The 21,798-nt window shown below is 70.1% G+C and carries 19 protein-coding genes, 2 pseudogenes and 1 riboswitch; of the genes and pseudogenes, 14 read left to right on the top strand and 7 right to left on the bottom strand.

Features of this window, described 5'->3' with window-relative positions; translation table 11 throughout:
• From M3Q35_RS36365 to M3Q35_RS36390, 6 genes are read left to right on the top strand one after another with little or no spacing between them, the layout of a single operon-like run.
• Positions 1-1,044 carry a sugar ABC transporter substrate-binding protein gene (locus M3Q35_RS36365; protein ID WP_273937078.1) on the top strand — a complete coding sequence of 348 codons (1,044 nt, stop codon included), beginning with the start codon at positions 1-3 and terminating at the stop codon, positions 1,042-1,044.
• Positions 1,044-2,540: a sugar ABC transporter ATP-binding protein gene (locus M3Q35_RS36370; protein ID WP_273937079.1), complete on the top strand. Its 1,497-nt coding sequence runs from the start codon at positions 1,044-1,046 to the stop codon at positions 2,538-2,540. The genes M3Q35_RS36365 and M3Q35_RS36370 overlap by 1 nt, the downstream gene beginning before the upstream one ends.
• Positions 2,533-3,537: an ABC transporter permease gene (locus M3Q35_RS36375; RefSeq protein ID WP_273937080.1), complete on the top strand. Its 1,005-nt coding sequence runs from the start codon at positions 2,533-2,535 to the stop codon at positions 3,535-3,537. The genes M3Q35_RS36370 and M3Q35_RS36375 overlap by 8 nt, the downstream gene beginning before the upstream one ends.
• Positions 3,537-3,848, top strand: coding sequence for an L-rhamnose mutarotase (locus M3Q35_RS36380; protein ID WP_273937081.1), 312 nt, complete (start codon positions 3,537-3,539; stop codon positions 3,846-3,848). The genes M3Q35_RS36375 and M3Q35_RS36380 overlap by 1 nt, the downstream gene beginning before the upstream one ends.
• Entirely contained in the window at positions 3,845-4,804 is a 960-nt protein-coding gene (locus M3Q35_RS36385; RefSeq protein WP_273937082.1) for an aldo/keto reductase, read from the top strand. Before M3Q35_RS36380 ends, M3Q35_RS36385 begins: the two co-directional genes overlap by 4 nt.
• Entirely contained in the window at positions 4,801-5,652 is an 852-nt protein-coding gene (locus tag M3Q35_RS36390) for an amidohydrolase family protein (protein ID WP_273937083.1), read from the top strand. Before M3Q35_RS36385 ends, M3Q35_RS36390 begins: the two co-directional genes overlap by 4 nt.
• Here the strand turns inward: M3Q35_RS36390 and M3Q35_RS36395 are convergent.
• A complete protein-coding gene (locus M3Q35_RS36395; protein WP_273937084.1) occupies positions 5,636-6,310 on the bottom strand; it encodes a FadR/GntR family transcriptional regulator in 675 nt (224 codons plus the stop codon). The two genes, M3Q35_RS36390 and M3Q35_RS36395, sit on opposite strands and share 17 nt — an antisense overlap.
• A gap of 224 nt (positions 6,311-6,534) precedes the next feature.
• Here M3Q35_RS36395 and nagA point away from each other — a divergent pair, with 224 nt between their 5' ends.
• A complete protein-coding gene (gene nagA / locus M3Q35_RS36400) occupies positions 6,535-7,722 on the top strand; it encodes an N-acetylglucosamine-6-phosphate deacetylase (RefSeq protein WP_273937085.1) in 1,188 nt (395 codons plus the stop codon).
• Between the two features lie 90 nt (positions 7,723-7,812).
• On the opposite strand, the gene M3Q35_RS36405 is transcribed toward nagA, so the two are convergent.
• The 4 genes from M3Q35_RS36405 to M3Q35_RS36420 form a co-directional block, all read right to left on the bottom strand.
• The gene (locus M3Q35_RS36405) at positions 7,813-8,865 is read right to left on the bottom strand and encodes an SIS domain-containing protein (protein WP_273937086.1); all 1,053 of its coding nucleotides are present in this window, start codon (positions 8,863-8,865) and stop codon (positions 7,813-7,815) included.
• Between the two features lie 85 nt (positions 8,866-8,950).
• Complete coding sequence (locus M3Q35_RS36410) at positions 8,951-9,772, bottom strand: carbohydrate ABC transporter permease (protein ID WP_273937087.1); 822 nt, start codon at positions 9,770-9,772, stop codon at positions 8,951-8,953.
• Between the two features lies 1 nt (position 9,773).
• Positions 9,774-10,769: a carbohydrate ABC transporter permease gene (locus tag M3Q35_RS36415; protein WP_379794422.1), complete on the bottom strand. Its 996-nt coding sequence runs from the start codon at positions 10,767-10,769 to the stop codon at positions 9,774-9,776.
• 4 nt (positions 10,770-10,773) lie between these two features.
• The gene (locus M3Q35_RS36420; RefSeq protein WP_273944609.1) at positions 10,774-11,988 is read right to left on the bottom strand and encodes an extracellular solute-binding protein; all 1,215 of its coding nucleotides are present in this window, start codon (positions 11,986-11,988) and stop codon (positions 10,774-10,776) included.
• Positions 11,989-12,267: 279 nt separating this feature from the next.
• Between M3Q35_RS36420 and M3Q35_RS36425 the strand changes: the two genes are divergently transcribed.
• Positions 12,268-13,032, top strand: coding sequence for a GntR family transcriptional regulator (locus tag M3Q35_RS36425; protein ID WP_273937088.1), 765 nt, complete (start codon positions 12,268-12,270; stop codon positions 13,030-13,032).
• 10 nt (positions 13,033-13,042) lie between these two features.
• On the opposite strand, the gene M3Q35_RS36430 is transcribed toward M3Q35_RS36425, so the two are convergent.
• Complete coding sequence (locus M3Q35_RS36430; protein WP_273937090.1) at positions 13,043-14,761, bottom strand: IlvD/Edd family dehydratase; 1,719 nt, start codon at positions 14,759-14,761, stop codon at positions 13,043-13,045.
• Positions 14,762-14,886: 125 nt separating this feature from the next.
• On the opposite strand from M3Q35_RS36430, the gene M3Q35_RS36435 reads away from it, so the two are divergent.
• The 3 genes from M3Q35_RS36435 (at position 14,887) to M3Q35_RS36445 (ending at position 18,784) form a co-directional block, all read left to right on the top strand.
• Entirely contained in the window at positions 14,887-16,413 is a 1,527-nt protein-coding gene (locus tag M3Q35_RS36435; RefSeq protein WP_379794424.1) for an MFS transporter, read from the top strand.
• Between the two features lie 87 nt (positions 16,414-16,500).
• The gene (locus tag M3Q35_RS36440; RefSeq protein ID WP_273937091.1) at positions 16,501-17,163 is read left to right on the top strand and encodes a hypothetical protein; all 663 of its coding nucleotides are present in this window, start codon (positions 16,501-16,503) and stop codon (positions 17,161-17,163) included.
• A 655-nt stretch (positions 17,164-17,818) separates the two neighbouring features.
• Positions 17,819-18,784, top strand: coding sequence for a S1 family peptidase (locus M3Q35_RS36445; RefSeq protein WP_273937093.1), 966 nt, complete (start codon positions 17,819-17,821; stop codon positions 18,782-18,784).
• Between the two features lie 170 nt (positions 18,785-18,954).
• Here the strand turns inward: M3Q35_RS36445 and thiE are convergent, their stop codons facing one another.
• The gene (thiE, locus tag M3Q35_RS36450; protein ID WP_273937094.1) at positions 18,955-19,599 is read right to left on the bottom strand and encodes a thiamine phosphate synthase; all 645 of its coding nucleotides are present in this window, start codon (positions 19,597-19,599) and stop codon (positions 18,955-18,957) included.
• Between the two features lie 19 nt (positions 19,600-19,618).
• Positions 19,619-19,728, top strand: a riboswitch (TPP riboswitch).
• Here thiE and thiO point away from each other — a divergent pair.
• The 3 genes and pseudogenes from thiO to thiG all read left to right on the top strand — a co-directional run.
• Positions 19,724-20,799 (top strand): annotated as a pseudogene (gene thiO / locus M3Q35_RS36455) (glycine oxidase ThiO); the annotation flags it as partial. Its footprint overlaps the riboswitch before it by 5 nt.
• A 36-nt stretch (positions 20,800-20,835) precedes the next feature.
• Positions 20,836-21,006: pseudogene (thiS, locus tag M3Q35_RS36460) on the top strand (sulfur carrier protein ThiS); the annotation flags it as partial.
• A 21-nt stretch (positions 21,007-21,027) separates the two neighbouring features.
• A complete protein-coding gene (gene thiG, locus M3Q35_RS36465; protein WP_273944611.1) occupies positions 21,028-21,783 on the top strand; it encodes a thiazole synthase in 756 nt (251 codons plus the stop codon).
• The last annotated feature ends 15 nt before the right edge of the window (positions 21,784-21,798 follow it).

A 21,798-nucleotide genomic window follows, 5' to 3' on the forward strand; every position in this document is an offset into this window, starting at 1 on the left:
ATGGACAAGCGCAGCATCCTCACCGTGGCGGTGTGCGTAGCGCTCGCCGGCACGCTGGCCGCCTGCAACAGAGGCGACGCCACCAGCTCCGGCGACAGCTCCGGCGTCGGGCCGATCGGCATCGACTTCCCGCGCGCGGACTCGGACTTCTGGAACTCGTACAACAAGTACGTGCCCACGACGGCCAAGGACCTCGGCATCAACCTGATGGCCCCGACCAACTCGCAGAACGACGTCACCAAGCTGGTGGCCAACGTGCAGGCGCTGACCGCGCAGGGCGCCAAGGCGATCGTGATGGCCCCGCAGGACACCGGTGCCATCGCCAGCACCATCGCCCAGCTCAACACCCAGAAGATCCCGGTCGTCACGGTCGACACCCGCCCCGACAAGGGCGGCGCCTACATGGTTGTCCGCGCGGACAACAAGGCGTACGGCGAGAAGGCCTGCAAGTTCCTCGGTGACAAGCTCCAGGGCAAGGGCAAGATCGTCGAGTTCGAGGGCGACCTGTCCTCGATCAACGGCCGGGACCGCTCGCAGGCCTTCGGCGACTGCATGAAGCAGAACTACCCGGGCATCACGGTGTTCGCCGAGCCGACGAACTGGGAGGGCGCCAAGGCGTCCGCCGCGCTGCAGACCGACCTGACCGCCAACCCGGACATCAACGGCATCTACATGCAGGCCGGCGGCGTGTTCCTGGCCCCGACGCTGCAACTGCTCAAGTCCACCGGGCACCTGATCCCGGCCGGCCAGCCCGGGCACATCTCGATCATCTCCAACGACGGCATCCCGCAGGAGTTCGACGCGATCCGGCAGGGGCAGATCGACGCCACCGTGTCGCAGCCGGCCGACCTGTACGCCAAGTGGGCGCTGTTCTACGCCAAGGCCGCGGTCGAGGGCAAGACGTTCAAGCCCGGCGCGACCGACCACAACAGCACGATCCTCGACGTCGGCAACGGCCAGCTGGAGGACCAGCTGCCGGCCCCGCTGGTGACCAAGGACAACGTGGACGACAAGAGCCTCTGGGGCAACCAGGTAGCGAAGTGATGAACGCAGTCGAGGCCAGCAACATCACCAAACGGTTCGGGCAGACCGTCGCGCTCAACGATGTGCACATCACCGTCGCCGACGGTGAGACGCACGCGCTGGTCGGACGCAACGGCGCCGGCAAGTCCACCCTGGTCTCCATGCTGACCGGCCTGAACCGGCCGGACAGCGGGGAGATCACGTTCCGCGGCGAGCCGGCGCCGGCCCTGTCCGACCGTCAGGCGTGGCGGACCAAGGTGGCCTGCGTCTACCAGAAGTCCACCATCATCCCGACCCTGACCGTCGCCGAGAACCTGTTCATCAACCGGCAGAACCTCGACGGCGGACCGGTGATCAGCTGGTCCCGGCTGCGTCGCACCGCGGGCGATCTGTTGTCCGAGTACGGCGTGGACGTCGATCCGAACACCGATGCCGTCGACCTCACGGTCGAGCAGCGGCAGCTGGTGGAGATCGCGCGGGCGCTGTCCTTCGGGGCCAAGTTCATCATTCTCGACGAGCCGACCGCGCAGCTGGACGCGCCGGCCATCGAGCGGCTGTTCGAGCGGATGCGCTCGCTGCGGGCGGCCGGCGTGACCTTCCTGTTCATCTCCCACCACCTCCAGGAGATCTTCGAGATCTGCCAGACGGTGACGGTGTTCCGGGACGCCCGGCACATCGTCACCAGTCCGGTGGCCGACCTGTCCAAGGACCAGTTGGTGGAGGCCATGACCGGTGAGGCGGTCGGCCTCGGCGCCGGCTCCAACCGGCCGGCGATCGCCGACGATTCCGTGCTGGACGTTCAGGGTTTGGCTCTGGGCAAGCATTTCCGCGGCATCGACCTCTCGGTGCGCAAGGGCGAGGTTGTCGGCATCGCCGGCTCCGGCAGCAGCGGCAAGGTCGAGCTGGGCGAGGCTATTGTCGGGCTGCGCAAGGCCGACGCCGGAACCGTTGCCGTGCAAGGAAGGACGCTGAAGCCGGGCAGCGTGCCGGCGGCGCTGGCCGGCGGCGTCGGCTTCGTGCCGGAGGACCGGCACAAGGAGGGCTTCGTGCCCGGCATGAGCATCGGGGAGAACTCGACCTTCCCGATCACCAAGCGGCTGGGCCGGTTCGGCTTCATCTCCGGCCGGAAGCGGGCCGAGGTGGCCGAGAAGATGATCGCCGACCTTGACATCAAGACGTCCGGGCCGGACCAGGACGTGGCCGACCTGTCCGGCGGCAACCAGCAGAAGGTCGTGATGGCGCGGGCGCTGTCCAGTGATCCGGCGCTGCTGGTGCTGATGGACCCCACGGCCGGCGTGGACGTGAAGTCCAAGGAGAACCTGCTGGACGCCGTCGACCGGGCGGCCGCCGGCGGCGCCGCGGTGCTGGTGATCTCGGACGAGCTGGACGACCTGCGGCCGTGCGACCGGGTGCTGGTGATGTTCCACGGCTCGGTGGCCGGCGAGTTCCCCGCCGGCTGGACCGACAACGAGCTGGTGAGTGTGATCGAAGGGATCGGGGAGAGCAGTGGTGAGTGACGTGTCGACCCCGGTGGCGGCCGCCGCCCGGCCGCGATTGCAGGTGGCCCGGCTGCGCGATCTGGCGCTGCTGCCGGCGATCGTGGTGCTGCTGATCGTCGGCTTCATCGCCAGCCCGATCTTCCTGACCACCGGCAACCTGCTCGACGTCGTGCAGCAGCAGTCGGAACTGGGCCTGGTCGTGCTCGGCGAGGCGCTGGTGCTGATCATCGGCAAGATGGACCTGTCGCTGGAGTCGACGCTGGGCTTCGCGCCCGCGCTGGCCATGGTGCTGGTGCTGCCGACGGCCGACCACGGGCTCGGCCTCGGGCTGCCGGAGTGGACCGCGCTGCCGGTCTGCCTGCTGGCCGGCGTGCTGGTCGGCGCCATCAACGCGTTCCTGGTGCTGCGGCTCCAGCTGTCCGGCTTCATCATCACGCTGGGCATGCTGATCACCGTTCGTGGTGTCCAGCAGGGCTTGACCGTCGGCCAGTCGCTGTCCGCCTCGGTGCCGTCGCTGGCCTATCTCGGCAACGCGACCTGGTTCGGCCTGCACGCGTCGATCTGGATCTTCCTGGTGGTGTTCGCGGTGGCCATCGTTTTTGTCGGCTACTTCCGGCACGGCCGTTCGCTCTACGCCATCGGTGGCAACGAGGCCGCGGCCAAGGCGGCCGGCATCCGTACCACCCGGGTGGCGGTGGTCGTGATCATCCTGGCCAGCGTCCTTGCCGCGCTGGCCGGCGCGATGATGTACGGCCGACTCGGCTCGGTCAGCGCCAGCCAGGGCAACGGCTGGATCTTCGACGCGTTCGCCGCGGCCGTGCTCGGCGGTGTCAGCCTCAACGGCGGCAAGGGCACCCTGTTCGGTGCGCTGTGCGGTGTGCTGTGCCTTGGGCTGGTGTTGAACATCCTCACGCTGGCGCACGCCAATCCGTACTGGTTCCTCGCGATCCGGGGTGCGATCATCCTCGGTGCGCTCGTCCTCGCGCGGCTGACGACCGGAAAGGCCCAGGACTAGTGGAGACCGTCGCCCTGCACACCCGGCTCAAGCCGGGGCGGGAGGCCGATTACGAGGCCGTGCATGCCGTGATCCCGACCGAGTTGGACGCCGCGCTACGCGAGGCCGGTGTCCACTCGTGGCGGATCTGGCGGTCCGGCCGGGACCTGTTCCACCTCGTCGAGGTCGATGACTACGCGCACATGCGGTCTTTCCTCGAGGAGCACCCGGCCAACGTGCCGTGGCAGGCCCGGATGGCCGAGCTGCTCGAGGTACAGGACGACTATTCCGGTGCCGAGCCGTCGGTGAACCTGGTCTGGGCTCTGCCGTGATCTCCGGACTCGGCTTCGGCGGCGCGCCGATCGCGAACCTGTACACCGAGGTGTCCGACGAAGACGCCCGGGCCACCGTCGATGCCGCTTGGGACGCCGGTGTCCGCTACTTCGACACCGCTCCCCACTACGGCCTCGGTCTGTCGGAACGTCGTCTCGGCGCCGCGTTGGCCGATCGGCCCCGGTCCGAGTTCGTCATCTCCACCAAGGTCGGCCGCGTCCTCGAGCCCTTCGGCGGCGGAGGGCTCGATGACGCAGGCTTTCTCGTCCCCGCAACCCATCGCCGGGTGTGGGACTTCTCCGCCGACGGTGTCCGCCGGTCGCTCGACTCCTCGCTGGAGCGGCTCGGCGTCGACCATGTGGACATCGTCTACCTGCACGACCCCGACAACCATTGGGAGCAGGCTCTCACCGAGGGGCTGCCGGCGTTGCAGTCGTTGAAGGAGCAGGGTGTCATCCGCGCCATCGGCGTCGGCATGAACCAGTGGCAGATGCCCGAGCGCTTCATCCGTGAGTCCTCTTTGGACTACGTCATGCTCGCCGGCCGCTACACCTTGCTGGAGCAGGATTCCCTGGCCTCTTTCCTCCCGTTGTGCTTGGAGCGCAACGTTTCCGTAGTCGCGGTGGCCATCTTCAACTCGGGTCTGTTGGCCCGCCCCGAGGTCCCGACCGACGCCACCTACAACTACGCCGCCGCCCCGGCCGAGGTGATCGACCGCGCCCGGCGCATCGCCGACGTCTGCAAGCGGCACTCGGCCGTCCTTCCCCAGGCCGCCTTGCAGTTCCCCTTCGGCCACCCGGCGGTGAAAGCCATCGCCGTCGGTGCCCGCACCCCGTCGGAAATCACCGAGAACGCCCAGCTGCTGGCCGACACCGTGCCGGGAGAACTGTGGGCGGATCTCAAGGCCGAGGGTTTGCTGGGTGCCGACGTGCCGACGCCGGGAGTGGCTTCATGAGGGTTGATTCGCACCACCACATGTGGGACCTGGCGGTCCGGGACCAGCCGTGGACGGCTGCGCCGGAGGTCGCCGACGTGCTGCACCGGACGTTCACTTTGGACGACCTCACGCCGCTGAGCAGTGCGGCGGGGATCGACGCGAGCGTGCTGGTGCAGACGATCACGGTGCCGGAGGAGACGCCGGAATTCCTGGCGCTGGCGGAGGAGTCACCGCTGGTGCGGGCGGTGACGGGCTGGACGGACCTGACGGCCCCGGACGTGGCGGAAACGCTGACAATCCTGAAGGAAGGCCACGGCGGACGTTGGCTGAAGGGGATCCGCCACCAGGTGCAAGGGGAGCCGGACCCGAACTGGCTGACCCGAACCGACGTCCTCAACGGACTGAAAGCGGTGGGGGAGGCGGGCCTGGTCTACGAACTGCTGACCTACCCGCACCAACTGCCGGCGGCCATCGAGGCGGCCAAGCAGCTCGACGGCACGAGCTTCGTGCTTGATCACTGCTCGAAGCCTCCGATCACTACGGGTGAGCTGGAGCCCTGGGCGACGCGCGTCAAGGAGCTGGCTCAGCTGCCCAACGTGACGTGCAAGCTGTCGGGCCTGGTCACCGAGGCCAGCAAGGACTGGACGATCGCGGACCTGCGGCCGTACGTGGAGACGGTCATCGACGCGTTCGGACCTGAACGGCTGATGTTCGGCTCGGACTGGCCGGTGTGCCTGCTGCACGCCTCGTACGCGCAGGTCGTAGAGGCCACCGAGGAGCTACTCGGCGGCCTCTCGGAGACGGAGCAGGACGCGGTCTGGGGCGACACCGCGGCCCGCGTCTACGGGATCAAGCCAGGTCTTTGAGCCACTGCTCGACCCCGGCCACATGCACGGTCGACCACGACCGGGCCAGGTCGGGCTGCCGCGCGGCCAGCGCGTCGACGATCGCCCGGTGCTCGGCCACGGTCCGGTCCACGGCGCTGGCCTGCGTGATGCCCCGCCAGATTCGGACCCGAACGGTCGGCCCGGCCAGCGTGTCGAGCAGCTGGGCCAGATAGGCGTTGCCGCCGGCCTGCACGACGCGCCGGTGGAACTCCAGGTCGTGCTCGACCAGTTCCTCGACGGACTCGGCGGCGGCCGCGGCGTCGCACAGCTCACGCAGGGCGGCGACCTCGGCATCGTCGATGCGCTGCGCGGCCATGGCCGCGGCGGCGGGCTCCAGGATGCGCCGCACCTCCAGGACCTCCAGCAAGGAGTCCTCGCCGCGGTGCAGGTCCAGCACGAACGACAGCGCGCCGAGCAGGTCGTCGGCCCGCAGGCTGGACACGTACGTGCCATCGCCCTGACGCACGTCCAACACCCTGACCAGCGACAACGCCTTCACGGCCTCGCGTAGCGAGTTCCGCGACAGGCCTAGGCGCTCGGCCAGGTCCGCCTCCCGGGGCAGCCGGTCGCCCGGCTTGAGCTCCCCGGAGACGATCATCTCCTTCACGCGCAGGATCGCGTCGTCGGTGACTGCCACGACCGCCTCGAATCGATTCGCCAGACCTCGGATGTTTCCGCCTCCCAGTATGCGTCATGAGGGCCGAAACCGTGATCGTCGGGACGCCGTCGAGGTGCGCGCATCCGCCGAACGGAGTATCGTGTCAGAAACCGACCAGATTTATCTTCATATGGTGGATAATTGACTGGACGTTGGCCGCCACTGCCCGTACCGTCTAATGGTCTGGACCAATGGAGGGCAATTTGGACGCCGTAGTCGCAGCGCCACGAGCACTCGTCGGCGGGGCCGTCACCGGCCCGGTCGCGGTGCGGATCCGGGGCGGCCGTTTTGTCGACGTCACCGAGGACCACGCCGGCGCGACCGAGGTGCTGACCAGCGGCATCCTGACCCCGGGCCTGGTCGACGTCCAGATCAACGGGGCCTTCGGCGTCGACTTCGCCGACGTGGACCCGGCCGCCATGCGCACGGTCGCCCAGTCCCTGCCCTCCACCGGCGTCACCCGCTTCCTCCCCACGCTGATCACCGCCCCGGTGCCGACCGTGCTGCGCCAGGCCCACGCGGTCGTCGCCGCCTCGGCCGCGCTGCCGACGACCGGCGTGGCCCGGCCGCTCGGCCTGCACCTGGAAGGCCCGTTCCTGTCCCCGGTGCGGCACGGCGTGCACGACGCCAGCGTGATGGTCCCGCCCGCGCCGGCCAATCTCGACCTCCTGCTGGCCGACGAGATCGTCGCCGCGGCCCTGAAGATCGTCACCATGGCCCCGGAGCTGCCCGGCGGCCTGGAGGCCGTACGCCGGCTCGTGGACGCCGGCGTGGTGGTGTCGGTCGGCCACAGCAACGCGACCGCCGCCCAGACCACCGAGGCCGCCGATGCCGGCGCGAGCATGGTCACCCACCTGTTCAACGCCCAGAGCCCGCTGACCCACCGCGAGCCCGGCGTGCCCGGTATCGCGCTGACCGACCCGCGCTTCACTCTTGGCCTGATCGCCGACCTCGCCCACGTCGCCGGCCCGATCTGCCGACTGGTCTTCGCCGCCGCCGGCCCGCGCGTCGCCCTCGTGACCGACGCCGTTGCCGCCGCCGGCATGCCGCCCGGCCGCTACCGCCTCGGCGGCGCCGACGTGCTGCTCACCGAGGCCGGCGTGCCCCGCTCGCCCGACGGCACCATCGCCGGCAGCGCCCTCACGCTGGACCGCGCCGTCCGCAACATCGTCTCGCTCGGCGTGTCCGAACAGGACGCTCTCATCGCCGCCACCCGCACCCCGGCCGACGTCATCGGCGAGAAGTGGCTCGGCCGCATCGCCCCGGGCGCCGTCGCCGATCTCGTCTGGTGGGACGACGACCTGCGTCCGCGCAAGGTCTGGGTCGACGGTGAGGTCGCCTTCGACGCCGAGGTGGACGACTACGCGGAACTGGCCACTGCCGGCAACTAACCCCGCGAGTCCCGCTTAGCGTCACACCGAAAAGACGAATTGGTTTCGTCGTTTCGGTGTGACTGTGAGCGGGACTCGCGGGGGTTGTGGTTAGCGGGTCTTGGTGACCTTGTTCAAGCCGCGCGGGCTGTCGGGGTCGCCGCCGCGGGCCAACGACAGCCCGAGGGCCAGCCGCTGGATGGGCAGCACCTCGAGGATCGGCGCGACCTCCTCGGCGGTCTCGGCGACCGGGATCCGCAGCGCTGCGGACACGCGCGAGGCGGCGGAGCCGACGGCGAAGACATCGGCGCCACGGGAGTGGATGACGTCGAGCACCTCGGACATCGCCGTGCCGCCCTTGCCGGCGCTGGTGATGGCCAGCACGCCGGTCTCCGCGTCGACGGCGGCGACGGGACCGTGCAACAGGTCGGCGCCGCTGTACGAGCGGGCGGACAGGTAGCTGGTCTCGGCGAGCTTGAGGGCGGCCTCGGCGGCCGTGGCGGACGAGTAGCCACGGCCGGTGGTGAGCACCCGGTCGACGAAGCGGAAGCGCTGCACGGCCTCCTGGACGGCCGAGGCGGACTCGTCCAGGGTCTGCTGGGCCAGCTCGCCCAGGGACGCCGCATGCTCGGCGGTGCCGCCGCGCACGGCGTCGATGAGCAGGTAGAGGGCCAACAACGTGGCCGAGTACGTCTTGGTGGCGGCGACGGCCAGCTCGGGGCCGGCGCCGACGTCCACCGAGAGCTCGGCGGCGTTGTTCAACGGCGAGTCGGGCGTGTTGGTGACGGCGACCGTCAAGGCGCCGCGGGCCCGCGCCGACTCGGTGACCTCCAGCAGGTCGGGCGACCCGCCGCTCTGGCTGACCGAGATCATCAGCACGTCGGTGAGGTCGGGCTGGGCACCGTACAACGTCGTCGTGGACGGCGACACCAGCCCGGCCGGCAGCTGGAGCAGCACCTCGATGAGGTACTTGGCGTACAGGGCGGCGTGGTCGCTGGACCCACGGGCCGCCAGCAGGGCGAAGCGGGGCCGCCGGGCCGACACCTGCGCCGCGATCTCGGCGATCTCGCCGCGCCGCGCGACGAGGTCGGCGAAGATCTTCGGCTGGGACGCGACCTCGGCACTCATGTGCTGCCCGGCCGAAGGTTCGGTCTGGCGGGTCATGATCGTGCTCCTTGAGTTCTGGGAACTGTGGCGGCGGCCCAGGTCCGACGTGCCCTTGACGGTAGTCCATCGGCGCGCTCCGGGCTCAGCCCTTCACCGCGCCCGCGGTCACCCCCGAGACCAGGTTGCGCTGCACGAACAGGAAGAACACCAGCACCGGGATGGTGAACACGGTCGAGGCGGCCATCGCGCCGCCCCAGTCCGTCCCGAACACCGAGACGAAGCTGGACAGCCACACCGGCAGCGTCACGTTGCCGTTCTGGAGGAACGTCAGCGCGTACAGGAACTCGTTCCAGGCCGTGACGAAGCTGAACACCGAGGTGGCCACCAGGCCGGGGCCCAGCAGCGGCAGGGTGACCCGGCGGAACGCCGCCCACCGGCCGCAGCCGTCGACCATGGCTGCCTCTTCCAGGTCCACCGGGATGCCCTTGACGAAGCCGCGCAGCGTCCACGCGGTGAACGGCAGGGCGGCCGCGAAGTAGACCAGGATCAGCCCGGGCAGGGCGTGCAGCAGGTCGAACGAGCGGATCATCAGGAACATCGGGATGAGCAGCGCCTCGAACGGGGCCATCTGCGCCACCAGCACCAGCAGCAGGAAACCCTTGCGCCCACGGAACCGCAGCCGGGCCAGCGGCACCGCCGCCAGCAGGCCGGCGACCAGGGCGAAGATCACCGCGGACAGCGCCACGATGACGCTGTTCTCCAGCGAGCTGACGAAGCCGTCCTTGCTGATGCCGTCGATGAAGTGCTGGAACGTCAGGCCCAGCGGCACCAGGTCGTAGCTGTCGGACAGCAGCTGGTTGGCCGGCTTGAGCGCGGTGGCGATCATCCAGTAGATCGGGAACGCGAACAGCACCGCGACCAGCAGGCCGACCACCGAGACCAGCCGCTTCTTGGTCCGCCCCATGTCAGTCCACCTCCTCGGTGCGCAGCATCAGCCGCAGGTTCTGGGCGGTGAGCACGACGAGGCAGAGGATCATGATCACGCTGACCGCCGCCGCCGCGCCGAAGTGGCTGGTGGCGATGCCCTTGAGGTACTGCAACGTCGGCAGCGTCTGGCTGCCGCCGTCCGGTCCGCCCTGGCGGATGGCCCAGACCTGGGTGAACACCTTGAAGTCCCACAGCAGCGACAGGAAGATCACCACGTTGACCAGCGGCCGCAGCGCGGTCCAGGTGACCGAGCGGAAGGTCTGCCAGCTGGACGCGCCGTCGAGGCCCGCCGCCTCGTACAGGTCCGCCGGCACTCCCAGCACGCCGGCGTACAGGGTGAAGGCCACGAACGGGATGCCCTGCCAGGTGATCAGGATGACGATCACCGTCATCGTGCTCAGCCCGGTCTGGAACCACGAGTAGTGGTGGAAGCCGGAGAAACCCAGCTCGACCAGCGTCTTGTTCAGGATCCCGTAGTTCTGGTCGAACATCCACTGGAACACCGTGGTGGCGGCCAGGATGGGCATCGCCCAGGCCAGCACCAGGGCCAGCTGGAGCACCACCCGCACCCAGCCGAGCACGTGCTTCATCAGCAGCGCGACCAGCAGGCCGCCGCCGACGGTGGCGATCACGCAGGCCGCGGTGAACAGCACGGTCCGCAGCGTGTCCGCCCAGAACACGTCGTCGGTCAGGATGGTCTTGAAGTTGTCCAGACCGTTCCAGACGACCTTGCCCGAGACGAGTTCGCCCAGGTCCAGCTTCTGGAAGCTGGTCAGGAAGACGGAAAGCACCGGCCAGCCGAGCATCACCAGGATGGTCGCCGTGGCCGGTAGCAGGAGCAGGTAAGGCAGCGTGCGCTGGCTGAACAGCCGGCGCACGAACGTGCTGATCCCCGACCCACCGCCCGAGACAGTGGAACGCGGTGCCGGCGGGGTGGTCCCCGCCGGCACCGCGGCCTTCGTCGTCACCGACACCAGGTCAGCTCGCGCTCAACGACTTGTTGATCGCGGCGTCCGCATCGGCGACGGCCTGGTCCAGGCTCTTCTGACCGGTCAGGTACGCGGTCAGCGCGGCCTTGATCGGGTTGTCCGCCTCGACCGCGGCCCACTTCGGCGTGGTCGGCGTGCCCTTGCCGTTCTTGGCCCCCGCGGCCATCGCCTTGCCGGTCGCGGTGCTGTCCAGCGCGCTGCTGTCGGTCGAGGTGCCCGGCACGACGCCGTTGGCCGCCAGCTGGCCCTGGTACTTGGCGCTGGTCTCGATCTTCAGCCAGTCCTTGGCCAGGTCGGCGTTCTTGGTGTTGGCCGGGATGGCCAGGTCCGAGCCGCCGAGGAACACCGGCGCGGTCTTGCCGGCGGTCTTGGACGGGATCGGGAACGCGCCGAACTTGCCCTTCAGGGCCGGGTTGGCCTTCTCCACCGCGGCCAGCTCGTAGCCGAAGCCGATGAAGCTGGCGGTGTTGCCCTTGGCGACCACGTCGGACTGCTGCGGGGTGGCCTCGTCGGCGTCCTTGGGCGCGGGCGAGCCGGAGGTGTCGCCGAGCTTCTTGTAGAACTCGAACGCCGCCTTGCCGGCCGGCGAGTTGATCGCCGACTTGAAGGTGTCGCCGCTGCTGGTGGCCAGGTCACCGCCCTGGTCCCAGAGGAACGACAGCCAGACGTACCAGTCCTGGCCGGGCAGGTAGAGCGGGTCGACGCCCTGGATGCCCTTGAGCTTGGTCAGGTCGCTGAGCCACTCGTCGTTCGAGGTGGGCGGCGCGGTGATGCCGGCCTGCTGGAACAGGTCCGTGCGGTAGATGACCACGCGGTTGGCCGCGTAGAACGGGACGCCGTACTGCTTGCCCTGCCAGGCGCCCTCCTCCTTCAGCGCGGACAGCCACTGGCTGCCGTTCAGGTCGCCGGCCGCGTCGGTCACGTCGAGCAGCGTGCCCGTCGAGCTGTACTGCGCGACCTGGGTGTTGCCCAGCTCGATGACGTCCGGCCCGCCGCTGGTCAGGGCGGTGGTCAGCTTCTGACCGATGCCGTTCCACTGCTGGACCTCGTACTTGACCTTGACGCCCGGGTGCGCGGCCTCGAAGTCCTTGTCGATCGCCGCGACCGTGGCGTCCGGAGCGGAGCCGCTCATCAGCCAGACCGTGAGGGTCTTGTCGCCACCACTGCCGCTGCTGGCTCCGCCGCCGCAGCCGGCCGCGACCATCGACACCGCCGCGGCGCCAACCGCCGCCACGATCCACTTTCTACGCAGCACTTTCTCCGCCCTCCAACCCGGCTCACCTGCCGGACAACCTCGTCTGGTGCAGACCAATTTGGTGTAGACCAATGAGGAAAAAGAGTGTGCCGTGCCACACTCGATGTCAAGGTCGTTGCGAGACCGTTGCAAAGTCATCCGACGAATGACCGGGGGTGTGATCGCGCAGCCAGCGGTTGACAAGGCATCCTGTTCGCTGGGGAGTGGGCGGAGCTTTAGGAGGAGGCCATGCTCGAAACCTCGCCGGCCGGTGGCAACGACGCCGGACTGCGATCGCGTGCGCAGCGTGAGCCCAAGTACTGGGGGCTCAAGCGGCACCTGCTCGACCTGCTGCGGTCCATGCCGCCGGGGTCGCCGATACCGACGGAACGCTCGTTGGCCGCGGACTTCGACGTGTCACGCACCACCGTTCGGCAAGCGCTTGCCGAACTGACCGTCGAGGGTCGGTTGCTGCGCGTGCAGGGCAAGGGCACGTTCGCCGCCGAGCCCAAGGTGGCGCAGCGGCTTCAGCTGTCTTCGTACACACAGGACATGCTGGCCCAGGGCCGGCAGCCGTCCTCGCGGCTGCTGGAGGCCTCTGAGGACGCCGCCGACGCCGAGCTGGCCCGCTACCTGGGCGTGCGGGCCGGGGCCAAGGTGCTGCGCCTGCACCGGCTGCGGCTGGCCGACGGCGAGCCGATGGCCCTGGAGACCACGCACCTGGCGCTGGGCCGGTTCCGTGGGCTGCGGCGCTACGTCAGCTCCGGCGGCTCGCTCTACCAGGTGCTGCGCGAGCGGTTCGGGGTGGAGATGGGGCACGCCGAGGAGACCATCGAGACGGCGCTGGCCACGCCCGAGGAGGCGGAGCTGCTCGGCGCCGACATCGGTCTGCCCATGCTGCTGCTGTCCCGGCACTCCTTCGACACCGAGGGCAACCCGGTGGAGTGGGTGCGCTCGGTCTACCGCGGCGACCGCTACAAGTTCGTGGCCACGCTGAACCGGCCGAGCGACTGAGCCCGGCTCGTCAGTGGTTCCCCGGAGGTACCGGCGCCCCCGAGCCACCGACGAGGAAGTCCAGGTCGGCACCACGGTCGGCCTGGCTGACGTGATCGACGTAGAGCCGGACCCAGCCGCGCTCGGCGGCGCGGGGCGGCGGCGTCCAGGCCGCCTTCCGGGCGGCCAGCTCGGCGTCGTCCACGGCCAGGTGCAGCCGTCGTGCGTCGACATCGAGTTCGATGACGTCGCCGTCGCGGACCAGGGCCAACGGGCCGCCCACCGCCGACTCCGGGGCCACGTGCAACACCACCGTGCCGAAGGCGGTGCCGCTCATCCGGCCGTCGGAGATGCGGACGGCATCGTCCACACCGGACTCGAGGAGCTTGCGCGGCAGGCCGAAGTTGCCGACCTCCGGCATGCCGGGGAAGCCGCGGGGGCCGACGCCGGTCAGCACGAACACGCTGTCCCGATCGCATTCGACAGTATCGATGCGTGCGTGCAGATCCTCGACGCCGTGGAACACCACCGCACGGCCGATGTGTTGCAGCAGCGAAGGTGACGCGGCGGCAGGCTTGATGATCGCCCCGTCCGGCGCGAGATTGCCGCGCAGCACAGCCAGTCCGGCGTCCGTCCGCAGTGGATCGGCGGCGGTCCTGATCACCTCTCGGTCGAAAACCTCGGCGTCGGCGACGTTCTCCGCGACCGTGCCGCCGGTCACGGTGATCGCGTCCGGATGCGGCAGCCGGTCGCCCAGTTCGCGCAAAACGGCCGGCAGGCCGCCGGCGTAACAGAAGTCCTCCATCAGGAACCGGCCCGCCGGCATCAGATCGACCAGCAGCGGCACCGATCGGCCCAGCCGGTCCAGATCGTTCAGGTCGAAAGGAATGCCGAGACGTCCGGCCAGCGCCAGCAGATGCACGGCGAAGTTGCTGGAGCCGCCGATCGCCGCGTTCACCACGACCGCGTTCTCCAGCGCCTGCCGCGTGAGGATGGACGACATCCGCACGTCCTCGCGCACCAGCTGCACGATCCGGTTGCCGGCCACGTGAGCCATCGCCTTGCGGCGCGAGTCCACCGCCGGCAGGGCGGCCATGCCGGGCAGCGACAGGCCCATCGACTCGGCCCAGCAGCCCATCGTGGACGCGGTGCCCATGGTGTTGCAGTGGCCGGCCGAACGGGACATGCACGCCTCGGCCGCGTTCATGTCGGCCTGGGACATCGCGCCGGTGCGACGGGCGTCCGCGAACCGCCAGACATCGGTGCCGGAGCCCAGCTGCTTGCCGCGGAACCGTCCGTTGAGCATCGGGCCGCCGCCGACCACCATCGTCGGCAGGTCCACGCTGGCCCCGCCCATCAGCAGGGCCGGCGTGGTCTTGTCGCAGCCGGTCAGCAGCACCACGCCGTCCAGCGGATTGGCCCGCAGCGTCTCCTCGACGTCCATCGAGACCAGGTTCCGGAACAGCATCGTGGTCGGGCGCATCAGGATCTCGCCCAGTGAGGTGACCGGGAACTCCATCGGCAGGCCACCGGCCTCGTACACGCCCCGCTTGACGTGCTCGGCGATCTCCCGCAGGTGCGCGTTGCACGGCGTGAGATCGCTGGCCGTCTGGCAGATGCCGATCACCGGCCGGCCGTCGAAGGCATGATCGGGATGACCAAGGTTCCGCAGCCAGGACCGGTGGGTGAAGCCCAGCACGCCCTGGTCGGCGAACCAGCCGTGACTGCGCAGTGCTCGCGTTTCGGCCATGGGCCGGACGCTAGCCAGGCCGGGGCCCGGGTGGAAGGGCGAATTTGCCGACAGAAGTGACACGAAGTCGTGCACACGTCGACCTTGGCTTGCATTGCCCGGTAGGGCGGGAGCACCGTGCTGCCATGACCACCATGGGGTATCCGGCGACCGGTGTGCGCTGGGGCAGCGCGCAGGCACGGGGCGTGCTTGCCGCCACCGTCTGCGGCTCCGGCATGGCGATGCTGGACGGCACCATCGTCAACGTCGCGCTGCCCAAGATCGGCGCGGAGTTCGGCGCGTCGGTCACCGGGTTGCAGTGGGTGCTCGACGGCTACCTGCTGTCGCTGGCCTCGCTGATCCTGGTCGCCGGCTCGCTCGGCGACCGCTACGGCCGGCGGCGCATGTTCGAGGTGGGCGTGGTCTGGTTCGGCCTGGCTTCGGTGCTGTGCGGCCTCGCGCCGACCACCGGGGTGCTGGTGGCCGCGCGGGTGCTCCAGGGCATCGGCGGGGCGCTGCTGACCCCGGGTTCGCTGGCCATCCTCCAGTCGGCCTTCGCCCACGACGACCGGGCCCGGGCCATCGGCGCGTGGTCCGGCCTGGGCGGCGTGGCCACCGCGGTCGGGCCGCTGGTCGGCGGCCTGCTCATCCAGGCCTGGAGCTGGCGGCTGGCCTTCCTGGTCAACGTGCCCGTCGCCGTGCTGTGCATCTACCTGTGCCGTCGGTACGTGCCGGAGTCCAAGGACGCCGAGATGACCGGCCGTCCGGAGATCCTCGGCACGGTGCTGTGTGCGCTGGGGCTGGCCGGCGTGACCGGGGCGCTGGTCGAGGGGCCGGCCCGCGGCATGGGCGATCCGATCGTGCTGGTGGCGTTGGTCGTCGGCGTGGCGTCGCTGGCCGGGTTCTGCGTGCTCCAGCTCCGTGAGCGCAATCCGCTGGTGCCGCCCGACCTGTTCGCCAACCGCACGTTCACCGTGGCCAACCTGCTGACGTTCCTGCTGTACGCGGCGCTCGGCGGCGTGATGATGTTGATGGTCATGCAGTTGCAGGTGTCGCTGCACTACCCGCCGGTGTTCGCCGGACTGGCCGGGCTGCCGATCACCGTGATCATGCTTCTGCTGTCGGCCCAGTCCGGCAAGCTGGCCCAGCGCATCGGGCCGCGGGTGCAGCTCATCGTCGGGCCGATCCTGGTCGGCGTGGGCATGGTGATGTTGCGTTGGGCCGTGCCCGGTGCGTCGTACCTGACCGGGGTGCTGCCCGGTGTCGTGGTGTTCGGCCTGGGCCTGCTGCTGGCCGTCGCCCCCGTCACGGCCACAGTGTTGGCCGCCGCGCCGGACCGACACGCCGGCGTGGCCTCCGGCGTGAACAACGCCGTGGCCCGGACCGGCTCCCTGCTCGCGGTGGCCGTGCTGCCCGCCGCCGCCGGCATCACCGGCGAGCGGTACAGCGATCCGGCCGCGCTCACCGCCGGCTGGCAGATGGCTTTGCTGATTTGCGCAATCGCCGCCGTGCTGGGCGGTCTGACCGCGTTTTTCATCGACAACAAGGTTCTGGGCCAGCCGACTACGCCGTCCGTTGTCGAGGATTCCCCGCATCCGGGGGATTGCCTGCACTGTGGCGTGGAAGGGCCGCCGACCCACGTGGTGCCGATTCGATCGTCCATAGTGGACTGAACAGCGTGTTCGTGCTCACGATCCTCCAACCCCGGGAGTGCCCGCCGCGTCTTGTGCGTTGGTAGATGCGGTAGGGGATTGGGAGAGATGAGCAAGGAGCAGGGCACGAAGTCGCTGGACATCAAGCCGACCCAGGTCGCGGCGGGCGCGTTGGCGTCGGTCACCGCGGCCGTGTTGGGCTCTCAGCTGGGGGTCGCCGGCACGGTTGCCGGCGCCGGGCTGGCCAGCATCGTCGGCACCGTGGGCACGGCCATGTACGAGCGTTCCATCCACGCCGCTCGTACCCGGGTCACCGCCCGGATCAAGACCGAGGAGCCTCCCGTCGGCGCGTCCCACGACGCCGAGACGGTTCGGCTCACCGTCGCGCCGCCGCCCGAGGAGCCGGTCAAGCGCCGCTGGCCCATGTTGGCCGGCGCCGTCGCCGCTGCCTTCCTGCTCGGCATGGGCGTGTTGACCGGCGTCGAGCTGCTCGACGGCCACGCCACCTCCGGCAACGGCCAGCGCACCACCGTCGGCGCCTTGTTCGGGCAGCCGGGGCAGGGCAGCACTCCGCCTCCGTCCAGCACCACGCCGACCAGCACGTCACAGACGCCCACGTCGACCACCACCCCGACGACCACCTCCAGCACGCCGCCGTCGTCGACCTCGACCAGCACGTCCACCTCGACGAGCACGTCGACCACCACCACGACGACGACCGGGCAGCAGCCGACGGGCACCAGCGGCAACCCGCCGCCCGGGGCGAACTGACTAGCTCCTCGGAGCCCGGCTCGCCAGGGGCCAAGCGGGCTGCCGCCTTTTCGGGTAGTTCGACCGCCGCCGATAAGCCGAACGGTCAGGAGGGCGTCCGGACGGGCAACGGAACGCGCCCGGCGGTATGGAACAGCATTTATGCGCGACGTTACTTAAACGTCAAGTGTTAACCGCTACGCGTCGTACCCACGCGGTCGGATCATGTGACACGCTTTGCGCCCGATCGGACTCTCCGCCGAAGGACATTCGGCGGCGTGCCCAACGGATCGGATGTCTTCTGGGGGAGGCGAATTTGGCGGCTGTGGCAGCGACGACCCATGCGACTCGAAGAGTCAGAGATGGGGGAAGGTGGGGCGACCCCTGCCGCCGCCCCACCGCCCGTCCCCCTGAAAGGCTCGGGAAGGGGTCCCTGCAACCGCCACTCCCGAGTCCCCGCATCCGAAGATGAGGGAGACGTCTGATGAACCGCACTGCTGCGGCTCGGCTCACCGGCGCTGCCCTGTTGTTCATTGGCCTCGCCGCTACTGTCAGCGTACCGGCAGCGGCAGCCTCTGCGCCCGTCTCTGTCGATACGTCCACGAATGGTGTGGTCATATCACCCGATGTAGCGACCGCGCTGAGCCGCGATCTGGGGTTGTCACCCGCCCGGGCGATGGCCAGGTTCGCCCGGCAGGATCGCGCCGATGCCCAGGTCGCAACCCTGCGCACAGTCCTCGGGCCGATCTTCGGCGGCTCCTGGTTCGACGCGGCGTCCGGCCAGGCCGTGGTGGCAGTGACTGACGTCACATTTGTGACGCGCGTGCGCGCGGCGGGTGTTGAGGCAAGGGTCGTCACCCGAACGGACGCACAGCTGGCGGCCGTCGCGGACGGACTTCGTCAGGTGCCGGTGCCGACGGGAGTCGTCGGCTGGTACGTCGACCTGCCGACCGACCAGGTCGTGGTCCAGGTTCTCGACCATTCGCCGGCCACCGAGGCGTTCGTCCGGACTGCGGGAACGGCCGCGCGGACGGAGATCGTGGCGGAGCGGCCGAGGCCGCTGTACGCCGTTCGCGGCGGCGACGCGTGGTACGGCTCGAACTTCCGGTGCTCGGTCGGATTCAGCGCGACCGACGCCGCCGGCGGCAAGCACTTCGTCACCGCCGGGCACTGCACGGCCGGCGGCGGTAGTGCATTCGGGTACAACCAGGTTTCACTCGGTCGGATCAACGGCTCGCACTTCGGCTCCGGCGGCGACTACGGCAAGGTCGACGTGACCAGCGGGCAGTGGACGCTGGCCGGCACGGTGGCCGGCGCCAGCGGTTCCGTCGCGGTCAAAGGCGCGGCCGAAGCGGCCGTCGGCGCGACGGTCTGCCGCTCCGGCTCCACCACCGGCTGGCACTGCGGCACCATCCAGGCCAAGAACCAGACCGTCGTCTACCAGCAGGGCACGGTCACCGGCCTGACCAAGACCAACGTCTGCGCCGAGCCCGGCGACTCCGGCGGCGCGTGGATCAGCGGCGGCCAGGCCCAGGGCGTCACCTCCGGCGGCTCCGGCGACTGCACCCACGGCGGCACCACGTACTTCAGCCCGGTGGCCCCGGCGCTGAACACCTATGGACTACGGCTCGTGACGAGCTGATTCCCCGGTGGGCTCCCCTGCAAGCCCACCTCCGCCCCGGCGGCCGGCACCCCTCCCTGCACGCCGGCCGCCGGGGCGTCTTTTGCTCTACCTGAGTGGCTCATTTGGCTCCAGAGGCCAAATGAGCCACTCAGGTGGGGGTCCTCAAATGAGCCACTCAGGTGGGGGTCTCACACCAGGCGAGCCTTCAATGCCTCGGCGGCGGCGCGGGGGTCCTCGGCGGCGGTGATGGCCCGGACGACCACGACGCGGCGGGCGCCGGCGGCCAGGACGTCGTCCAGGCGGGCCAGGTCGATGCCGCCGATGGCGAACCAGGGCCGCGAAGACGTCACGTGGCGCACGAGATCCAGACCAGGGGCCGGGCGGCCGGGCTTGGTCGGGGTGGGCCAACACGGCCCGGTGCAGAAGTAGTCCACGGCCGGCTCCGCGGCGGCGGCGTCGGCCTGGGCGAAGTCGTGGGTGGACCGGCCGATGACGATGTCGTCGCCGGCGATGCGGCGGGCCAGCGGCACGGGCAGGTCGTCCTGTCCCAGATGCAGCACATCGGCCCCGGCGGCGACGGCGATGTCGGCCCGGTCGTTGACCGACAGCAGCGCCCCGTGGCGGGCGCAGGCCTCGGCGATGACCTCGAGGGCGGCGAGCTCGTGCCGCGCCTCCATGCCCTTGTCCCGCAACTGCACGATGTCCACGCCGCCGGCAAGTGCGGCGTCGACGAACTCGGCGAGGTCGTTGGTACCGGTGCGGGCGTCGGTGCACAGGTAGAGCCGTGCGTCGGCGAGCCGCTTCCTGATCTGATCTCCATCCAGTGCTGGCACGGGTGCTACGGTAGAGCCCATTGGTCCGCACGGGAGCCTGGAAGTACCGGGCTGAGAGGGAGCTTGCCAGCTCCGACCGTCGAACCTGATCCGGGTCATGCCGGCGCAGGGAGCGTGATGTGTCATGAAGGTCGCCGTTGTCGGTGGTGGAGTCGTCGGATTGTCGGTCGCCTGGGCCGCTTCCGAGGCGGGCCACCAGGTGCAGCTCATCGATGCCGCGCCGGGGTCGGGCGCGTCCTGGGTGGCGGGCGGCATGCTCGCGCCGGTCACCGAGGCGTGGCCGGGCGAGGAACACGTGCTGGCCCTGGGCAGCGCGTCGCTGGACCGCTGGCCGGAATTCGCTGCCAGGCTGGAAAAGATGGTGGACTACGCCGAGAGGGGACCCTGGTCGTCGCGGTGGACGCGGCCGATCGGGCGGAACTTGACGGCGTGGCGGATTTTCTCGCCAGACTGGGCCGTGCGGTGGAAAGAGTGACCGCGCGGGAAGCAAGGCGACTGGAGCCGTCGCTGGGCACGTCCGTCCGAAATGGACTGTTGGTGCCCGGGGACCTGGCCGTGGACAACAGGGTGCTGCTGTCCTCGCTGCGCAAGGCGGCGGTGGACGCCGGCATGCGGCCGGTCGCCGTCGCCGCGACCAAGGTCAGCGCCGGCGAAGTGCTGCTGGCCAACGGATCCACGGTGGAATGCGACGCCGTGGTGTTGGCCGCCGGCGCCTGGAGCGGCGGCCTGTACGAAGGCCTGGCCAAGGTCATCAGGCCGGTCAAGGGCGAGGTCCTGCGGCTGAAAGCCCGTGACGGGGCCCTGGATCCGCCGAAACGAACCGTCCGCGCGCTGGTCGAGGGCCGGCAGGTCTACCTCGTGCCGAGGGACGGCCGCGGCCTGGTGTTGGGGGCCACCCAGTACGAGGCGGGCTTCGACACCGAGGTGACGGTCGGCGGCGTGCGGGACCTGCTGCGCGACGCCGAACGGGTGCTGCCGGGCATCGGCGAGTACGCGGTGCTGGAATGCGCGGCCGGGCTGCGGCCGGGCAGCCCGGACAACCTGCCGCTGCTGGGGTGGCTGGAGCCGGGCGTGCTGGCCGCGACCGGCCACCACCGCAACGGCATCCTGCTCGCCCCGATCACCGCCGAGGCGGTGGTCGACCTGCTGGCCGGCCGTGAACCACCGGAGCCGGCGCGCGCCGCCGATCCGGGCCGGCTGCTGGCCGTCACCAACGGGGAGGCTGAAGTGCTGGTCGTGGTCAACGGAACCGAGCGCGAGCTGGCCGACGGGTCGACCGTGGCCGACGCGCTCGCCGCCATCGACGCCCCGCCAAGGGGCATCGCGGTGGCGGTGGACGGCGAGGTCGTGCGACGGGCCGACTGGGCCAGCACGGCACTGGCGCAAGGCGGCTCGGTCGAAGTGCTCACCGCGGTGCAGGAGGCTGAAGTGGACGATCCGTTGGTCATCGCCGACCGCGAGTTCGGCTCGCGGCTGATCATGGGCACCGGCGGCGCGGCCAATCTGGCCGTGCTGGAGCGGTCGCTGCTGGCCGCCGGCACCGAGCTGACCACGGTGGCCATGCGCCGGATGGACGCCACCGGCGGCACCGGCGTGCTGGACCTGTTGCGCCGCTTGGGCATCGAGCCGCTGCCCAACACCGCGGGCTGCCGCACGGCGGCCGAGGCCGTGCTCACGGCCCGACTGGCCCGGGAGGCCCTGGAGACCAACTGGGTGAAATTGGAGGTCGTCGCCGACGACCGGACCCTGCTGCCGGATTCCGTCGAGCTGCTCGACGCCGCCCAGCAGTTGGTCGACGACGGCTTCGTCGTGATGCCGTACACCAACGACGACCCCGTGCTGGCACTGCGGCTGGAGGAGGTCGGCTGCGCCGCGGTGATGCCCCTGGGCTCGCCCATCGGCACGGGTCTCGGCATCCGCAACCCGCACAACATCGAGCTGATCGTGTCCCGGGCCGGCGTGCCGGTGATCCTGGACGCCGGCATCGGCACCGCCTCGGACGCCGCGCAGGCCATGGAGCTGGGCTGTTCGGCGGTCCTGCTGGCCACGGCCGTCACCCGGGCGCAGGATCCGGAGCGGATGGCGGCGGCGATGCGTGGGGCAGTGGAAGCGGGCCGTTCGGCCCTACTTGCGGGGAGAATTCCGCAACGGTTCTGGGCTCAGGCGTCCTCACCGGCGCGCTGAGTCATCATGAACGGT

This window comes from Kutzneria chonburiensis (assembly GCF_028622115.1).
GTDB lineage: Bacteria > Actinomycetota > Actinomycetes > Mycobacteriales > Pseudonocardiaceae > Kutzneria > Kutzneria chonburiensis.

Excerpts from the sequence above, each read along its gene's own strand:
- M3Q35_RS36410 (WP_273937087.1), bottom strand. The coding sequence starts at position 9,772 with ATGGGGCGGACCAAGAAGCGGCTGGTCTCGGTGGTCGGCCTGCTGGTC.
- M3Q35_RS36370 (WP_273937079.1), top strand. The coding sequence starts at position 1,044 with ATGAACGCAGTCGAGGCCAGCAACATCACCAAACGGTTCGGGCAGACC.
- M3Q35_RS36425 (WP_273937088.1), top strand. The coding sequence starts at position 12,268 with ATGCTCGAAACCTCGCCGGCCGGTGGCAACGACGCCGGACTGCGATCG.
- M3Q35_RS36435 (WP_379794424.1), top strand. The coding sequence starts at position 14,887 with ATGACCACCATGGGGTATCCGGCGACCGGTGTGCGCTGGGGCAGCGCG.
- M3Q35_RS36405 (WP_273937086.1), bottom strand. The coding sequence starts at position 8,865 with ATGACCCGCCAGACCGAACCTTCGGCCGGGCAGCACATGAGTGCCGAG.
- M3Q35_RS36440 (WP_273937091.1), top strand. The coding sequence starts at position 16,501 with ATGAGCAAGGAGCAGGGCACGAAGTCGCTGGACATCAAGCCGACCCAG.
- M3Q35_RS36390 (WP_273937083.1), top strand. The coding sequence starts at position 4,801 with ATGAGGGTTGATTCGCACCACCACATGTGGGACCTGGCGGTCCGGGAC.
- M3Q35_RS36365 (WP_273937078.1), top strand. The coding sequence starts at position 1 with ATGGACAAGCGCAGCATCCTCACCGTGGCGGTGTGCGTAGCGCTCGCC.
- M3Q35_RS36445 (WP_273937093.1), top strand. The coding sequence starts at position 17,819 with ATGGCCAGGTTCGCCCGGCAGGATCGCGCCGATGCCCAGGTCGCAACC.
- M3Q35_RS36420 (WP_273944609.1), bottom strand. The coding sequence starts at position 11,988 with ATGGTCGCGGCCGGCTGCGGCGGCGGAGCCAGCAGCGGCAGTGGTGGC.
- M3Q35_RS36430 (WP_273937090.1), bottom strand. The coding sequence starts at position 14,761 with ATGGCCGAAACGCGAGCACTGCGCAGTCACGGCTGGTTCGCCGACCAG.